Annotated in this window: 10 protein-coding genes; 7 read left to right on the top strand and 3 right to left on the bottom strand. The window is 39.2% G+C overall.

The genetic code is table 11. The features are described from left to right. Entirely contained in the window at window positions 1-1,488 is a 1,488-nt protein-coding gene (locus NXS00_RS03875; RefSeq protein WP_258097797.1) for a carboxypeptidase-like regulatory domain-containing protein, read from the bottom strand. 107 nt (window positions 1,489-1,595) lie between these two features. Beyond that, window positions 1,596-4,484 carry a triple tyrosine motif-containing protein gene (locus NXS00_RS03870; protein ID WP_258097796.1) on the bottom strand — a complete coding sequence of 963 codons (2,889 nt, stop codon included), beginning with the start codon at window positions 4,482-4,484 and terminating at the stop codon, window positions 1,596-1,598. Window positions 4,485-4,785: 301 nt separating this feature from the next. On the opposite strand from NXS00_RS03870, the gene NXS00_RS03865 reads away from it, so the two are divergent. The 6 genes from NXS00_RS03865 (at window position 4,786) to bglX (ending at window position 15,437) form a co-directional block, all read left to right on the top strand. Beyond that, the gene (locus NXS00_RS03865) at window positions 4,786-7,842 is read left to right on the top strand and encodes a SusC/RagA family TonB-linked outer membrane protein (RefSeq protein WP_258097795.1); all 3,057 of its coding nucleotides are present in this window, start codon (window positions 4,786-4,788) and stop codon (window positions 7,840-7,842) included. A 33-nt stretch (window positions 7,843-7,875) separates the two neighbouring features. Further along, window positions 7,876-9,483 (top strand): RagB/SusD family nutrient uptake outer membrane protein, encoded by a 1,608-nt coding sequence (locus NXS00_RS03860; RefSeq protein ID WP_258097794.1) that lies wholly within the window; start codon window positions 7,876-7,878, stop codon window positions 9,481-9,483. 39 nt (window positions 9,484-9,522) lie between these two features. Next, complete coding sequence (locus NXS00_RS03855) at window positions 9,523-11,043, top strand: PKD domain-containing protein (protein ID WP_308708482.1); 1,521 nt, start codon at window positions 9,523-9,525, stop codon at window positions 11,041-11,043. Window positions 11,044-11,138: 95 nt separating this feature from the next. Further along, window positions 11,139-12,332, top strand: a complete 1,194-nt coding sequence (locus tag NXS00_RS03850) for a family 16 glycosylhydrolase (RefSeq protein ID WP_258097793.1) — start codon at window positions 11,139-11,141, stop codon at window positions 12,330-12,332. Window positions 12,333-12,345: 13 nt separating this feature from the next. After that, window positions 12,346-13,170 (top strand): glycoside hydrolase family 16 protein, encoded by an 825-nt coding sequence (locus tag NXS00_RS03845; protein WP_258097792.1) that lies wholly within the window; start codon window positions 12,346-12,348, stop codon window positions 13,168-13,170. Continuing rightward, window positions 13,167-15,437: a beta-glucosidase BglX gene (gene bglX, locus NXS00_RS03840; protein ID WP_258097791.1), complete on the top strand. Its 2,271-nt coding sequence runs from the start codon at window positions 13,167-13,169 to the stop codon at window positions 15,435-15,437. Before NXS00_RS03845 ends, bglX begins: the two co-directional genes overlap by 4 nt. 6 nt (window positions 15,438-15,443) lie before the next feature. Here bglX and NXS00_RS03835 read toward each other — a convergent pair whose 3' ends face one another. Then, window positions 15,444-16,082 (bottom strand): alpha/beta hydrolase family protein, encoded by a 639-nt coding sequence (locus NXS00_RS03835; RefSeq protein ID WP_258097790.1) that lies wholly within the window; start codon window positions 16,080-16,082, stop codon window positions 15,444-15,446. A 292-nt stretch (window positions 16,083-16,374) separates the two neighbouring features. Between NXS00_RS03835 and NXS00_RS03830 the strand changes: the two genes are divergently transcribed. Further along, entirely contained in the window at window positions 16,375-18,849 is a 2,475-nt protein-coding gene (locus NXS00_RS03830; RefSeq protein WP_258097789.1) for a tail fiber domain-containing protein, read from the top strand. Window positions 18,850-18,854: the final 5 nt, after the last annotated feature.

The following is an 18,854-nucleotide window of genomic DNA, read 5'->3' as shown; positions in this document are numbered from 1 at the left end:
TTATTTGCTGTTTTCTGCTCGTTGATATTTCGAAAGTTCTGTAGAAGGAGCTAGGACTGTCTGGTTTTTCCAAATGTCTGGTGAGTTGCTAATCTCTTTTCTAACCGTGAATTTTTCTGGTTGCTGGATGGCGTTGAAATCTTCTGAAGATAACTCTGTACGATCCATGACTAATAGCTCCACTTGTGAGCTAATGTTGAAGTTCATTTCCAAGTCCATATTGAGGCGGTTCAGTGTTTTGTCCCACATGAAACGCTTTTCTTTTCTTTTGAAGGTAAGCGAGCGTTCAATAGAGGCTGATTCCTGTTCGTGTGCATTGATGTATTTTAACATGTATCCATCTTTAGTGTGCTCATAGATTACACGAGCCCCGATATTTTCTATTGAATGACCAATTCCAAGCAACTGGAAGTTTTCATCACTCTTGCCGGAGGCAAAATGATAGTCCACTTGTAACACTCCATAAGTGGAAGTTGAGCAGTAAATGGTACCTTCAAATAAACCACCGGATTTAGGTTTAAAATCTATTTGGTAGACTAGCTCATCGTTTATGATGGTGACTTCCCCCTTGGTGTATCGGTATTTGCCTGGTTTGGTGATGAATTCCCAATAATCACTATTCACATGTGCAAATCGACGTTGATAACCTTTAATAGATGATTTCCAGAAGTCAGATTTGTTCTGAAACTGAACGGAATCTGGTTGATCTTCATTCGTGGTATCTATATCAGCTTTAAAAGACAGGATACCGGTCTGGAATTTGAAATATTGGTCTTCATTTTTGACACTTTCTTTAATGTTTTCACCAAAATCTTTGAATTGCTCTTCCATTTCAGAGGCCAGGTCCATCATGGATTGTTCTTCCAGTGAAATGGCATCTATAGGAATTAGTTTTGACTCTTTGTCGTGGAAATAGAGTTCAACAAGCGCATCCTTATACTCTACAAATTGATTTGGGAGTTTATCAATTAACTCCTGGATAACTTCCGGGTCTAGTCCTTCAAAATCGGATTCGTTGATTGTAATTCGATCTTTTCCAGGCATTTTGGCTCTTTCGAACTCGTGCAAGAATATGCGCTGTTTTTCATTGACTGTAGGATGGTTTGCTTCGAAGTTTTCTTCAATCTTCTCAATGATATCCTTGGCTGTCAAATCTTTGGAATAAATAGAAATCTCATTGAGTGAAATGGAGACTTGTTGTAGGTAAATCTCGCTATTCGTCTCAGGTGCTGGTTTCTTATATATTTCGTAACCGATATGATTGATAACCAAAATGTCACCAGAACTGAGACTTTCCGATCCAAGAATGAATTTACCTTCAGCATTGGCTACTGTGCCGGTGCTTTTACCTTCTATACCTACAGTACAGAAGGGTAGTGGTTCTTTGGTCTCAGCATCATAGATTGTTGCTGTTATCGACTGTGAGAAAGCCTGAGTAATAGCTGTTAATCCCACAAATAAGAATGCGAGTTTGAGTTTTTGGTTCATAATTAGGAGATGACAGCAACCAACAAAAGGTTGCATGAGTATTTTGTTAATCTCCCTATAAACGTCGACTTATTTCACTTGTTGTGCAATTAAGGTTTATTAACAACTTAATACTCCATCATGTATTCCACCAGATTCACATCTCTACTGATGTTGAGTTTCTTTCGTAGACGATAGCGGCTGATTTCTACTCCTCTTACGGATATGTTAAGCAAATTGGCTATTTCTTTAGACGTCATATTCATTCTTAGATACGCACATAGCTTAATTTCCTGTGGAGTAAGCGTTGGGTGATCCTTTTTGACATTGGATAAGAAGTCTCCGTGCACCTGGTCAAAGTGTTTGGTAAACTGTTCCCAACCTTCATCTTCAGATAAGTTCCTATCTATATCTCTTATAATCTTCTTATAACTGTCTTTGGTGCCGTTTTTGGCGGAATCTTTAATGGCATCACGTATGCCTAGCATGAACTCATTTTTGTTGATCAAGTGCATGGTAGTAGTGGCCAATTCTCTGTTTTTATGATCTATTTCAGCTCTTAACTTGTCGTTTTTCAATCGACTGATCTGCTCTTCCGATTTTTTGGAGACCTCAACAAGTTCATTGTCCTTTTTCATTAACTCACGCTTCTGATTGAGTGTGAGTGCCTTTTTGTCTTTTTTGTGTTTGATATCGAGTATTAGCATGGATAATCCGAAAATAGTCACCAGGGTAATGGCATAAAGAATATAGGCTAGTCTTGATCGATACCATGGTGGATATACTCTAAAGGTGAAACTGGCTTCTTCGCTAATGTCTCCAAATACATTCTTGGCACGAACTCTAAAGGTATAATCTCCCTGTGATAAGTTGGTGTATTCTTTTTCATTACTTGAAGTCCATTCCGACCAATCGGTTTCGAAATTCTCTAATAAATACTGAAACTGTAGTTCATCCTGACCATCAAAGAATGGTGCTGCATAATTGAACCTTAGGGATGAGAAATAAGCGGGAAGTGAGGGCATATTCTCATCAATGATTTTTTCAAGTCCCGAACCACCATATAAAACTTCATCCTGATCCGTTTTAGCGGCTACATTTCTTATAAAGGTCTTGAATGGTTGATTTCTAGCTTTTTTAATGCTTGGGTTATAATGAATGAAGCCCTCTTTGGCTCCAAAAAAGACATTTTCATTGTCAATGATGCTCACATTCTCTAAGTCATCCGATAAGTACTTACCAATTCTTGAAAATTCAGCCATGTGTTTTTCATATCCTCCGAATGGTGTTTTTTCAAGATAGCCCATCCCAATATTGCTGAGGAAATAGATGTTACCAGCCAGATCCTGTGACATTTCACTGACATGAGAGCTTGTGCCTAAGTATGACTCCAGTTCTTCTACATGTCGCATCTGATCTGATACATTATCGTACTGGTATATGCCTGTTTCTGCTGCAAATATGAGTTCATCACTAAGTTTGAAAACGTTGATAAGAATATTGGATGGAAACCCATTTTCGGCACCATAAAACTTAGTGTCAGCTATTTGTTTTTTACTTGGATCAATGGTGATTTTATAGGCACCCTTATATCCATGAGTCATGAAAAGCGTGCTGTCATTCAGGAATTCAAAAACTCTACTTGATTCCTTAAAATCGCCCATCCTTGCGAGTTTGGGTTGTTTAGATTCGTCTCCATGATAGAATCCTTCATATGATCCCATTATTAATTCGTCTGAACTTGGAGCTTTCATGAATTTCCAAACACCAGAAGCTTGAAATATTCTATTCGCTTTGTCTTTTTCTACAGTAAATGCTCCATCATGATGGGAAAGGTAGAGTCGGTTGTCTAAGTTCTGAAGGTTATAAACCTGACCACTAGAATTTTCTACCAATTGATATTGGTTTGATTCTTCTGATAACGGGTCAGGTTTGATACTTTGGTGAAATAGCCCGTTACTAGTGCCTAAATAGATTTGATTGTCATGAAGAAGTGCTGTATATCCTGTCCCAGGCAAGCCAGACTGCTCATCTATGATAGAAAACGGTGATCCTAACTCCACCATAGTGATTCCATTGTTCAACCCAAGCCAGATATTATTGAAACGATCTTCATGTAAGGATAATACCGTTCGATTATTGAGTCCCTTGCCTTTCGTAAGATGCTTGAGGATTTCACCTTCTGTCGACAGGATCAGGAGACCGTTATTTTGTGTTCCAATGGCGATAGTATTGTTAGAAAGTAATTTTGCCGAGTTGATTTGGGATTCATTTAGAAAATCATTGGCATCATTCTTCCATTTACTGATGCTACTTCCCTGAAAATGATAGATGTCACCATTTTCTAGAAATATCAACAAGCTATTGCTTTTATGAGGTAGGATAGAGGCTACAGATTTTTGTTTTAGTTCCCTACCTCCAGGCAGTAGTTCAAAGTCCTGGCCGTTCCATTTCGTTAATCCTTTATCTGGGAACTGACTATACAGCGTATTGCCAACTACATGAGCAGTAGCAGAGCCAAAGGACTCCTTCATCCATTCCAGCTTCTTACCATCATATTTCAATATTCCCTGGTAGGACGAGAATAAAATGTTGTTGTCATGTTTGATGATTCTCCAGATATCTTCTAAAGGTCGGGATTCACTGGTGAGTTGATCACGAATACTAACGAAGTGAAGAAATCCTGTTGAGTCAGGTTCAAAATATCCTAACTGATTTTGACCTCCACTATAAATTCTGCCGTCGGCATCTACAAATATTGAGCGTAATCTGGTGTTGTTCTGAACGACATACCTTCTCCAGTTGATTCCATCATATTCTAGTAGTCCAAAATTGTTAGCTACATAGATAAATCCACGTTTGTCCTCTTTCACATCCCAGTTTTGAATTCCACCATCATAGTCGATTGTATTGAAAGTCTTTGTGAGAGGTATTTTGGAAAATCCATAACGATCTCCTTGAGATTTTGCTAAAAATGCAAGTAACAGAAGATATAGATAAAATACTGGTCGCATCATTTGAGGTTTAGGGTTGTTGGTCGCAATTAACCACCTGGTGATGAGTTCATTGCGAAATGGAAGATAAAGAAGAAAAAGTTAAAAACTTCAATAGAACGCAAATTAAGGGGTTTAACGGTCTCATTGTTGTGGTATTGTTGTAGCTATAAAAGAGGTTTGATGTATTAATGATGTAGTGTATTCTCATTTCAGATGTATTAGAGATCCATAGATTGTGCAAACGTTTCGGAAAAGAATTATTCAATGAAGAGGCGTGGTAATTATTAAAAACATAAAAAACAATTATTGTTAGATGGGTCTTTTGAAAATAGTTCAATTCAAGCATTTCCTGTTCATGGGGCTTTTGTTGAGTTCGGTTTTTGCCTACTCACAGGGTCGTATGATCACAGGTGTCATTACAGATGCTGGTGACGGTTCCACATTGCCTGGAGCTACCGTATTAGAAAAAGGAACTTCTAATGGTACCATCACCGACATTGACGGTAAGTATCAGCTGACAGTATCAGGTGATGATGCCGTTCTGACTGTTTCTTTTGTAGGTTTTGAAACGAAAGAAGTTACAGTTGGAAGTCAATCAGTTATTAATGTAGGACTTGGCTTGTCTCTTTCAGAGTTGAGCGAAGTTGTTGTAATTGGTTATGGTGTCCAGCAGAAGAAAGTAGCAACCGGATCGATTTCCAAGGTTGATGCGAAGAGCCTGGAAGGCTATAAAGTAGCTAGCGTACAGTCAGCTCTAGATGGTCAGGTTTCCGGAGTAATTGCAGGTGAGTCTTCTGGACAGCCTGGTTCAAGCAAGCAAATCCTTATTAGAGGTATCAGTACAAATGGTGATAACAGTCCTCTTTATATCGTTGATGGATTGACTGTTGGTAGTATCAATAACCTTAACCCTTCTGATATCGAGTCAATCGATGTATTAAAGGATGCGGCATCTACTGCTATTTATGGAGCTAGAGCTGCTAATGGTGTGATCATTGTAACGACTAAAAAAGGATCAGATGGAAAAGGAGAAGTGACTTATGAAGGTTTTACTTCTGTTTCCAATCCTTGGAAAGTACCTGAAATGATGAACTCTGAAGAATACGTTGAGATCACACGGGAAAAATTTGCTAATGCAAATCAAACTAGTAATCTCAATACGTTAGGCTTCCCAAATGTTGGAGATGACGTTGAGAACACTGATTGGATGAATGTTTTATTCGATCAAGCAACAACGGTGAATCACCGTTTGACGGCTTCAATGAATAATGCTTATCTGTCTCTTGAATATTGGGATCAAAATGGTGTTATAGGAGGTGAAAAATCAAACTATAAACGTTACGCTATACGATTAAATTCTACGAAAAAGATCAATGACTTCTTTACTGTTGGTGAGAACCTTTATTTGAACAGAACAGAAAACCAAAACATTGGTACCAACAATGCTTTCGGTACCGTAATTGCAGATGCGTTCGCTTATGATCCATTGACACCTGTATATGATGCGGATAAAGAATACGGTTTCGGTCAATCTCAATGGGTCCAAAAGGAATATGTAAACCCATTAAGTAGATTGTTCCTAGCGAATAACTATGGACATGGAGATCAATTGCAAGGTAACTTTTTCATCAAAATCAAACCGATTGAAGGCTTGACATTGAGTAGTGACTTGGGTATGGATCTAGGATGGTGGGACTACCGCTCATTCAGCCCTGATTATAACTATCACTCAGCATTCTTCAATATAAACAATAGTGTGTCGCAAGGATACGGCTATGGCCAAACTATTCAGTTTGAAAATTATGCGAATTACCAAAAAGACTTTGGGGATCACTCTATAAACGTAGTAGTAGGTACTACTTACCTTGGTTCTGAATCAAGAAATGCCGGTGGGTCTACTTTAAATATTCCAGATGATGTGAAGTTCGATGAAAACTGGCAATACGTGAATGGAGGACAGGATACCAGTGACTTGTCATATGGTGGAGCAGGCGTCGATTATCGATTGCTGTCTTACTACGGTCGTGTGATTTATGACTTCCAGGATAAATACTTGTTTAGTGCTACACTAAGAAGAGATGGATCTAGCCGATTCGGATCTAACAATAGATTTGGTGTATTCCCTTCTGTTTCTTTAGGATGGGTAATTTCTGATGAAGCTTTTTTCCCAACAGGCTTCGTAAGTTTTGCTAAAGTAAGATCTAGCTGGGGAGTAAATGGTAATGATAGAATAGCTGATTTGAGATATTCATCTCGAATCTCCAGGGCATATACCTATGCTTTAGGTAATCCTCAGGCACTAAATACAGGAGCTGCTTTACCAAACTTGCCAAACCCTAATTTGAAATGGGAGCAAAGTGTTCAGTTTGATCTTGGTGTTGAAGTGAAGTTCATGGATGATCGTTTATCTACTGAGGTTGACTATTTTGTGAAAACTACCGACGGATTATTAGGTCAGGAGCAAATTCCAGGTTATTTCGGTACGGGTGACCCAACATCAAACCTTGGAGAGATACAGAATAAAGGTATTGAGGCTGCAGTTTCTTACAGACAATCTATTGGTAAAGTAAATTTCACAGCTCGTTTAAACTACACTACTTTCCAGAATTCAGTTACTGAGGTTCCTGGTACTGCAACTTATTTGAATGGCTGGAATTGGCCGGTAAGAAATCAAGCTATCACCAGAATGTCTGAAGGTCAGCCAGTGGGTCACTTCGTAGGGTATAAAACCCTTGGAATTTTCCAAAGCGACAGAGAAGTATTTACACACATCAACAACAGTGGAGATCCATTGCAGCCGAGAGCTAAACAAGGTGATTTGATTTTCGAAGATGTAAATGGAGATGGTGTTATCAACACTGATGATATTACAGATATTGGTTCACCATGGCCAGATCATATCATTGGTTTGAGCTTATCTGCAAACTGGAATGGATTCGACTTCAGTGCTTTATTAAGTACTCAGCTTGGACATGAAATCTACAGAACTTATGAGCGTTCAGATGTTCCTTACAGCAACTATCAGACTTTCTGGTTGGATAGATGGACAGAAAGCAATCCAAGTTCTGAGCTTCCACGACTTGTAGCAAACGATCCTAATGGTAACCAAAGACCATCTGATTTCTATGTAGAGGATGGTTCTTTCTTGAGACTCAGAAACATTCAGTTAGGATACAATCTTCCATCAGCGCTATTGGAAAAAGTGAAGCTGAGTGGGGTAAGAATCTACCTAACAGCTAACAATATCTTCACTCTGACAGGCTACAGAGGATTTGATCCTGAAATCGGAACTAACGATTGGATTTTGGATACAGGTATTGACAAAGGTTATTACCCATCCAATAAGACAGTAGGTGGTGGTATCAGAATCACTATGTAATTCAAGCAATAGCGACTTTAAAATTAATTACTCATGAAATTATCAAAAGTAATCATAGTAGCGCTACTGCTAAGTAGCGCCTGCAAAGAAGAAATACTTGAGGTAGATCCAGTTACTGAATATCTATCTGACAACTTTTATCAAACTGAAGAGCAAGTTTTCTCAGCCCTCATAGCTGCGTATGATCCTGTAGCATGGTCAATGGCATATGGTCAGTGGATTTCTCCTGTAATGTTTGGTGAAATAAGATCTGACAACTCGAATGCAGGTGGTGATCCATCCGATAGTGATCAGCCTGCTTGGCAAGAATTGGATGACTTCAGAGAAACGAACACAAATACCATTTTACAGCCTATTTACGAGCGTAATTATACGGGTATTTTTAGAGCCAATCTGGTTATTCTAAAAACTGATCTGACAACTGCAAATGTTCAGAGGTTTCAGGCAGAGGCTAAGTTTTTGAGAGCGTATTATCATTTCGAGCTATTCAGACATTTTGGACCAAGCCCAATCATTGATAGAATTCTTACTCCTGATGATATCAACGAGTCTAGAAATACCATGACGGAGATGATGGACTTCATTACAACTGATTTGAAAGAGGCCATTGATGTATTACCATCAACACTTTCGGACTCAGAAACCGGAAGAGCTTCTAGAGCAACAGCACAAGCACTATTAGGTAAGGTATATCTATACTGGGCAGATCTTGATAATGATGACGCTGCCAAATTCGATTTAGCAGCTCAGTATCTGGGTGAGGTTGTTAATTCTGGACAGTTCCAGTTGGTAGATGACTACAATGAGTTATTTGCTTATGGCTCTAAAAATACTGTTGAATCAGTATTTGAAGCTCAGCATAGCAATCTTTGGTCAAGTGATTGGGGATGGTTTGAAGGAATCGAAGGAAATGGAATCGTGCAGCTTTGTGGAATTAGAGGATTGTGTGAATCACATCCTGATTATGCACCAGGATGGGGCTTCATGATGCCGACAGCAGGACTTTATGATCACTTCCTATCAGATGATACTTATAGAAGAGATGCTGCCGTACTTTCTGTTGCTTCTTTAGAGTCAGATGTAGCAGGCATGGGTTGTGCTACTGCAGTAGATGTAACACAGCTTAATCCGAATGATTTCGAAGGTTACTTCCAGGGTAAATACGCAAACTACTTAGCATATAATGGAAACAATGTGAATGGCGGGGATCCCAACCTGACAAAGGATCCAAACACTCACATCATCAGATATGCTGATGTACTGTTAATGTTAGCAGAATCTTTACACCGTGGATCTGGAAGTGATACCGAGGCTCTGACTCACATTGATATGGTAAGAGAAAGAGCTGCCGGTCCTGGTGATAATACCGGTTCATTCACAACTGGGCAGCAGTTGATGACTCAGCAAGGGTGGAATCTGCAGGATTTAATCTGGTACGAACGTCGTGCAGAATTAGCTGGTGAAGGTGACAGATGGTATGATCTTGTAAGATCAGGAAGAGCTACTTCTAGCTTGTTCACCGATGCTTTGAGATCAGGAAACTTTGTGGATGGACAGTCTACCTGGATTCCAGTGTCATTGGATGAAACGACTGTGGCGCCAAGCATCACTACTTATCCTGAGAGCAATCTATTTCAATAAAAACAGACTATCAATTTAATATCTTAAACAACTATCAAAATGAAGAAGCAATTTTTGAGTGCCTTCCGTATGGGTTGGCTAATGGTCGCAGCATTTTCTGTGGCAGTGCTATCATCATGTACTGAAGATGAAGCGCCAGAACCTGAAGAAGTAATCGCTAGTTTCCAATATGAGATCAGTGAAGAAAATTATTTACAAGTTACATTCACTGACTTCTCACAAGGTGCAGATACTTATGCATGGGATTTTGGTGATGGAAACACATCAACTGATGCTAACCCAGTTCACGAATACGCTGAAGCTGGTACTTATACCGTAAAATTAACTGCAACTGGTGAAGGTGGATCTGCAGAACGTTCTGAGGATGTAACAATCACTGATCCATTTGCAGCATTGAGAGTACTTGCTGGCGATGACTCTAAAACATGGAAACTTTACAGAGATGGTACAAGTATGTTTTTGGCATCAGGTTCAGATCCAGCTGCAGAAGGGTATCAAGTATACTGGGAAGGCTTGACAAACAATGGGGCTAGACCATGTTTGTATGAGCAAACAATCACTTTTGGACTTGATGGTACATATACTTTCGATGATCAAGGTATGTTCTGGGCAGAATATGGTGTATTCAACAACTTAGAGGGATGTGATTCAGATGTAACTGCAGAGTCTTGTATGGATGTTTCATCAGGATCGTTGGTAAACGCATGTGGTGATGATGTAAGCGCATGGTTGAGCGGTACACATACCTATACTTACAACACCTCTTCTAATGAAATTGCTCTTGAAGGTGATGGTGCTTGGATTGGAGTTCCTAAATTAGGTACTGACGGTTTGACAACAGTACCTGTTTCATCTGTTTCATTCACAGCCACTATAGAGCAAATGGACGGATATGATTTACTTCATGTAGCGTTCGATTATGGTGACAACTACTGGTCAATTACTTATGCTAGTTATTCTGACGCGTCATTAGAGCCAGAATTAGTTACAGATCAAGCTGCCTTCGGTACAGATCTTGATAACGTTGCTTTTGAGGAGCTTTCTCACACATTTGAGTCTGCAACAAGCTTCGTTGAACTTGGAACAATCGCAGGGGCTTCTCTTATTGAGGTTGGAGTAGAAGATCCAGCAGATGCGGCAGCTACTAAAGTTGGTAAATTCACTAGAATTGCGTCAGACTATCAAGAAGCACAGCTACAAGTAAATCCTGATGCTAAAGACATTTTGTTTGATAACATCACTACTATTTCTGTTGATGTGTTTGTGCCAAGTACTAATGACTTCACAGGAGATTTGACTCAAAGTTTTGTTTTTGGTTTTGCTGATGTAAGCCAAACTGAACAGTGGTGGACGGATCTTTATCAGTGGGAACAAGAGGTGACGGATTTGGATACTTGGGTGACTTTAACTTTTGATGTCACTGCTCCAAACACTGTGTCTCTTGGTGATGGTTCTAACCCAACTACTAGAACAGATTTAGATATGTTCTACATCGGATTTGGTGGTGGAGGTCACTCTACTGAGGCAACAGTATATATTAGAAACTTAGTAATTGAATAATTAGTAGGAAGCTTTGCTTCCACATTTCTTCATACTTCTAATTATTCTCATTGGGTGGCTTGGCCACCCAATGTTTAAACCATCTTAATTAACATATGCCTGCTAAAGTAATTATTTCTTTATCTCTCATTTTACTGTTTTTTGCGTGTAATGACGAAGGTACTACCGAGGTAGATCCGTCTGTTTTGACTTCCAATGATGTTTCAATTTCTGAAACGGAAACAACACGCTCTGTTATTCTTGATTTGTTTCTTTCTTCTCCCCAAAATGAGCAAGTCATAATCAACTATACCACAGAAGATGGAACGGCACTTAAAGATGAAGATTACGAAGCTGCTACCGGCACTATTTTATTTGAAGTAGGAGATATGAGGGAATCTTTATCGATCAGTCTGATCGGAGATGAAGAGTTTGAAGAGACAGAATCGTTTTTTGTGTCCTTGTCAGCTCAATCGACTAATGTGGTAGTTGACACAGATTTAATAGAGATCACCATTCAGGATAATGATGAGCCTCCAGGGAATGAATTAATAATACCATCATCAGGATATCAGTCTCCAACAGCGTATGACGGTTACCAGATGGTCTGGCAGGATGAGTTTGATCAGGAGGCATTGAATTTGAATGATTGGACTTATGAGATTGGTAATGGCTATAGTGGCTGGGGCAATAATGAATTAGAATACTATACCGATGAAAACACCTCTATGGTGGATGGTAATCTGGTAATCACCGCCAAAAAAGAATCAAGAGGTGGCTATAACTACACCTCATCAAGAATTATAACAAAGGGCAAGCAGGAATTTAAATACGGAAGAGTTGATATCCGAGCTGTCTTGCCGTATGGACAAGGAATTTGGCCCGCTTTATGGATGTTAGGTGCTAACATTGATCAGGTTAGCTGGCCAAAATGTGGCGAAATAGATATCATGGAATTAATAGGTGGAGGAGATGGCAGAGATAATGTAGTGCATGGTACGGTGCATTGGGACAACAATGGTAGTTATGCAAACTATGGAGGAAGTACCAAACTCTCTTCTGGTATATTCAATGATGAATATCATGTGTTCTCCATTTTATGGGATGAATCCAAAATCAAGTGGTTATTAGATGGAGAGCAATATCACGAAATTGATATAACACCCGCAGCACTTTCTGAATTGAGATCAGACCAGTTCGTTATTTTCAATGTAGCAGTGGGTGGTAATTGGCCAGGGAGTCCAAACAGCTCTACGACATTCCCTCAATTTATGATTGTTGATTACATTAGAGTGTTTGAAAAACAGTAACAATCCCCTAAAGATGATTAAAATACTAATATCTGGATTAGCATTCTCTATGCTATTGGCTGCATGTACAACTGATAAAAAGCAGCCTGAAAGTCAACAATCAACTCAAGAAGTTCTGATTTGGCAGGATGATTTCAATGGTGAATCGCTAGATCAAAATAAATGGAGCCCTGTCATCGGAGATGGCTGTCCATCCAATTGCGGATTTGGAAACAATGAATTGCAGTATTACTCTGATGATTCAAAAAACCTAGAAGTCAGTAACGGAACTTTAAAAATTAGAGCACTTATTGACTCAACTAAAGAAAAAGGATATTCAAGCGCCAAATTAATTACCAAATCAAAAGGTGATTGGACTTATGGCAGAATTGAAGTAAATGCTAAGCTTCCTGAAGGTAGAGGTACCTGGCCGGCTATTTGGATGCTACCAACATTAGACAGACGCATGGAGTGGCCATTGGATGGAGAAATTGACATTATGGAGCATGTGGGCTATAACCAGGGAATGGTATATGGTACTATTCATTCCAAAAAGTACAATCATATTATTGGTACCCAAAAGTCGGATAGCTTATTTATAGAAGATATCAGTCAGCAGTTTCATCTTTATGGATTTAATTGGAATGATTCCAGCATGACCTGGTCCATAGATGGTAAGGACTATTTGACTCTTAACAAGGAAAAGGAAAACTACGAAGGTTGGCCGTTTGATCAGAATTTTCACTTAATACTTAACCTGGCCGTAGGTGGAAACTGGGGAGGAAAGTTTGGTGTGGATGAAAGTATATGGCCACAGACATTTGAAATTGATTACGTTAAAGTATACCAACAAAAATGAACTATAAATTAACACTGCTTCTTGCATTCATAGTTTTTGGCGCTCAAGCTCAGAAACTGTCAGAAGCTCAAATAGCCAGTAAAGTAGATAGTCTGGTCGCCATTATGACCATTGCAGAAAAAGTTGGTCAAACGAATATGTACAATGGTACCTGGGAGTTTACGGGTCCGGTTCCTGCTGATGACAACAACCAGCTGAAGGCTGACAATATTAAAAAAGGATATGTAGGAGGGATGCTCAACGTACTTACAGCTAAAGGTACACGCGAGGCTCAAAAAATGGCTGTAGAAAATAGTCGTTTAGGTATTCCATTGATATTTGGATACGATGTGATTCATGGCTATAAAACCATGCTGCCTGTTCCAATTGCACAATCAGCTTCCTGGGATTTTGAAGGTGCAAAAAGAGGAGCTGCATTAGCTGCACAAGAAACTGGTGCTAGCGGAGTACACTGGACATTTTCTCCTATGATTGATGTGAGTTGGGATGCTCGATGGGGTAGAATCATGGAGGGTGCTGGAGAAGACTCCTACCTTACCTCTGTAATGGCTAAGGCATGGATTGAAGGATATCAGGGTGATGATTTGTCTGATCCTTTAACTATTGCGGCATGTGCTAAACACTTTGCTGGTTACGCATTTGCGGAAGCTGGAAGAGATTATAATACAGCAGATGTTTCTCCGCAAACTTTATACAATGTGATATTGCCACCTTTCGAAGCTGCTGTGAATGCAGGAGCTGCTACTTTCATGAATTCGTTCAATGAAATCAGTGGTGTGCCGGCAACGGGAGATAAGTATTTGCAAAGAGAAATTCTTAAAGGAAGATGGGGCTTTGATGGATTTATGGTTTCTGATTGGGGATCTATTGGTGAGTTGTTGACCCATGGGTTTGCAGAAGACTCTGCACATGCCGGAGAACTTGCTTTCAACGCTGGATCGGATATGGACATGGAAGCTCGAATTTATGAGTTTGAATTAGAGCAGCTCGTAGCATCTGGAAAAGTAGATATGTCTACTTTAGACGATGCCGTTAAACGTATTTTGAGTGTCAAATATCGTTTAGGTCTATTCGAAGATCCGTACAAATATTGTGACGATAAGCGTGAGAAAGAGTTAGTTTATACTGCTGAAACCAAGAAAATAGCTCGTGATGTAGCAAAATCAACATTGGTTCTTCTTAAAAATGAAAACAACCTATTACCACTTTCGAAAAACATTAAATCTATAGCTGTAATTGGTCAGTTGGCTGGAAGTAAGGATATTCCTTTAGGTAACTGGAGAGCTCAAGCGATAGCCAATAGTGCGGTATCTGTTGAGGAAGGTATCAAAAATGCAGTTTCTAAAAAGACTAAAGTCCAATTCGCTCAGGGATATACACTAACGACAGGTAATAGAGATTTCGTACATGAATTGACTTTTGAAGATGACCAAGGTGAGGGATTTGAAGAAGCTATCAACCTTGCGCGTACATCTGAAGTTGTTGTTTTGACTGTTGGTGAAGACTGTTACCAAACTGGAGAGGGTAGAAGTCAGGCAGACATTAGCTTAAAAGGCAAGCAATTGGAATTGTTCAATGAGCTGATCAAGGTGAATAAGAATGTTGTGGTGGTGCTAATGAATGGTCGTCCTTTGGCTATTCCTGAATTAGCAGAGAAAGCATCTGCAATATTAGAAACATGGTTTTCAGGTTCTGAAGCCGGAAATGCTATTGCAGATGTGCTTTTTGGTGATTACAATCCTTCAGGAAAACTTCCTGTGACATTCCCGGATAATGTTGGTCAGGAACCATTGCATTACGACCGTAAAAGTACTGGAAGACCGGTTACCAATGCATTTGACAATGGATTGGTGTTCTGGTCACATTATACAGACTCTCCGAATGAAGGGACTTATCCATTTGGATTTGGATTGAGTTATTCTGAATTCAACTATTCGGATTTAAATGTTCAAAGTGTTGAAAATGGCAAGGTAAAGGTGGAAGTCTTGATATCGAATACGTCAAAAACTCCAGGTAAAGAAACGGTTCAGGTTTACATAAGAGATCGAGTGGCTAGTTTAACTCAGCCAATTAAAAGACTTGTTGATTTTAAACAAGTGGAAGTTGCAGCTGGAGGGCAGCAGAAAGTAACCTTTGAGCTAACTAAAGAAGATTTAGGATTCTATAATAACCAATATGAATTCGTTGTGGAAGATGGAGCATTCGACATTATGGTTGGTACCAATTCCATGGACTTAATGAAAGAAACTATCAACCTAACCTTTTAATTAGTTTCATAACAGCTGGCTGAGAACCCATTGATCAATGGTTTCAGCCAGTTGTTTGTACATCTCATTCATGTTTCCTCCCATTTTTTTCGGTACCTGAAAGCTATGATCTGCGTTTTCAAAAATTGAGAGTGAAGATACTTTCAATGTAGGTACCAACTCCTCAATGAGCCCAATATCGGCTAGTTTATCTCTTGTGCCCTGTAAAAAGAGTTGAGGAATTTGAATTAGATGGAGATGTTCAGCTTTCTTTAATGATGGCTTCCCAATAGAGTGTAACGGGTATCCTAGATAAAATACTCCTTTGACGAACTCTTGATATTTAGGTTCTTCTATTATATAATGCGAAGCCATTCTTCCGCCATAGGATTTACCGCCTATAAATATTGGAATGTTTGGGTTCAAGTTCTTAGTTATTTGAATAATCTCCTTCCAATTGGCAACTGATTTAGCTTGTGAGCCAGGTAATTTTTTTCCTTCTTCTATATAACTGAAGTTAAACCGAATAATGTTTATATCCAGTTTTACAAGTTCTGTTGCTAATGACTCAAAAAACTCATGGTACATACCTGCTCCGGCACCATGTGCTAGTATTACCTGACATTTAGGGCTGGTGGATTTGTTTATCTGATAGTGGATCTCCATGATTTCATGATTAGATAGTCCTGATTCGTCGAAAATAATTCTACGAATATATGCTAAAGCAAGGTGTACAAGTGATTACAGCTAGATGTTGGTGCTAACACCATTTAATTCAACGAAATCACTTATTACTCATTTGCAAAGTATTACTGTATGGAGGTATTTTTTGTAAAGAAAAATGTGCTGTTGATTGTGAAATGGAATGCTCATTTTAAGCAAAATACCTATTTCGAGCGATGGCACCTGAAAAATTAACCTTGTAATTTTCGGCATTAAATATTTTAACACTGTAGACATGATCATTAAACGCTTACTAACCTTTGCCCTGGTTCTTGGGGCCTTTTACGTATCAGCTCAGAAAATCCCGTTTCAAGGGAAATTAACTGAGAATGACGAGCCTGTGACAGGTACTAAATCCTTTGTATTTGGGTTTCCTTCTATTGAATGGGAAGAAACTCACGAAGATGTTTCAATATTGGATGGCTATTATAGTGTGATATTGGGAAGTGTAACTCCTATTCCGGACTCTTTATTTGATGCAAGTGGAGAGGTGGAATTAAGCATTTCGGTTGATGGAACAGCTTTATCTTCAGTAATGATTTATGCCCCAATCGGGTCTAAAACAGGAAGGTTTGTTATTACCGAATCTACCGATACAACTACAACTGCTTTGACAGTATTAAACAATAGTACAGGTACCTCTTTTGGCACAGGATCTAGAATAGGTGCCTATATAGAGGCAAAAGGTGAGGGTTTGAATACAGGTCTTTTTTCGTATGCTGAAAATGGAAGAAGTATTAACAATCAATCAGAGCTAACAGATCCGGAAGCTTATGTGACTTCTCAGTTGTCCTCCTTATATGGTAATTCAAATGTTGGAGGTAGAGCTATGCAGGCTCAATACACCGCAACTGGAGGAGGTCATGGAATAGGTGTTTCAGCTTACGCCGGAGGCGGCGGTATGAACTGGGCGTTATGGGGAAGAGCAAACTCAGTACAATCTGATTCTAGTCAATTTGGTGCTTACATTGAAGCATATGGACCTGGAACTGGTGAGCATATTGGAGTAAGAGGTATTGCTTCTGGTACTGAAACACAAAAGAATATTGGTATTCATGGAATGGCTTATAACAGCCCAGGAGAAAACTGGGCCGGATGGTTTGATGGATCTGTTAATGTAAACGGAGAGCTAATTGTAAATGGTTCGGCGATAGGTGGTGAGGTTTCAAATCTAGACTCTATTCAATCTAAGGATGTCCAACTTATTGGTGAAGATGGCTTAATGAAAGCTAATTTAAATATTTACAATGGTTCGGGGAGTTTGGTTTTGAATAGCCCGAATGATTCCACTAAGGTTATTCTGGGGTCAGCCTACGGTAATTATGGTAGTGGACTTTATTTATATGATTCACTTAGAAACCAAGGTGCAAGGTTACGAACCTCTCCGAATGGAGTTGGTAACTTAAATTTATTCGATGAATTTCATAACGTAGCTGCATGGATTGGTAATGCGAGCAGTACAGGAGGATTTACTCAGTTGGTAGGGCACAACCCTGATGGAACATTCTCAGGAGCAACTTTAACAGGATTCGCTTCTTGGAACAATAATTTGCCTTATTTCTTTATGGAAGGCTCTTCAGAAGATCCTTATGTTCAGCTTATCCAATTCGGATTAAATACTAATTCTCTAGGAGAGGGAGCATATTTTAATATGAATACTAGTACAAGATCAATTGCGGGATTGCCTAATTTGGTTAATATATCCACATCAAACGATGATGGTGGAAGTGATCCTGACGGTGAGTCCGGTCTTCTTGAACTTTGGGGTGATCAGTCAATCAATTTTGTGTTACAAGGAAAGGGTTGGCAAGACAATGATCTGGCTTCATTGACCATGTTTAGTTCAAAAGATGATGGTTCTGGTTGGTATTTTGATGCCGGAAAAATGGAAGTGAATCAAACTTTGTCTGGTGAAGATTATGGAGATTTTAATCTTTACAGTACAAATAGTGGGGTCAATAGACATACAGTTTACCTTACTGGTAGTTTATTTGAATCAGGCGGTGGAGGACTTGAGTTGCGTGATGCTTCAGAAGTCACAAGAGTTTCCTTAAATGGAAATGATGGAAATATTTCTGCTAACAGAACGGATGGTGGTTCAGCAGCTAACTTCTTTGTTGCTGGTGACAATGGAGGAATTGCTATTCAAAATTCAGCTGATGAAAATCGTTTCCTTTATGAAGCAGGATCTAACCAGTTAACCCTAAGAAATGATACACTTGCTACATCCTTTTTGGCGGATGGTACGAGTGGGGACTTAATGGTTCTTGGTACCGTGACTTCTCAGGGCAACGTATTGTCTTCAGACCGTCGTTACAAAAGAGATATTCAGACTCTGGAAGGTGCATTGGATAAAACGAAGCAATTAAGAGGTACTTCGTATTACTGGAAAGACAAAAATAGAGGTTCGGACAAACAGATTGGGGTTATTGCCCAAGAGGTAGAAGAAGTATATCCTGAGTTTGTTCATACCAATGCTGATGGTTACAAAGCTGTGAATTATGCTCAAATGGTTGCTGTATTGATTGAAGCAGTAAAAGAGCTAGATGCGAAGGTAGCTTCTTTGGAGAAAGAAAATGGAGAGCTCAAAGCTGAATTGGCAGCTAAGGATAATTCGGAAATCGAATCCCTAAAATCAGAAATTGAGTCCATTAAACAAATACTGTCTTTGAAAATAGATAAGACGGAGTCTGTAGGAACCAATAAATAATGATC

This window comes from Marinoscillum pacificum, assembly GCF_024714495.1.
Lineage (GTDB): Bacteria > Bacteroidota > Bacteroidia > Cytophagales > Cyclobacteriaceae > Marinoscillum > Marinoscillum pacificum.
The sequence above is the reverse complement of the archived record's forward strand: the minus strand, read 5'-3'. Positions and strand labels throughout refer to the sequence as shown.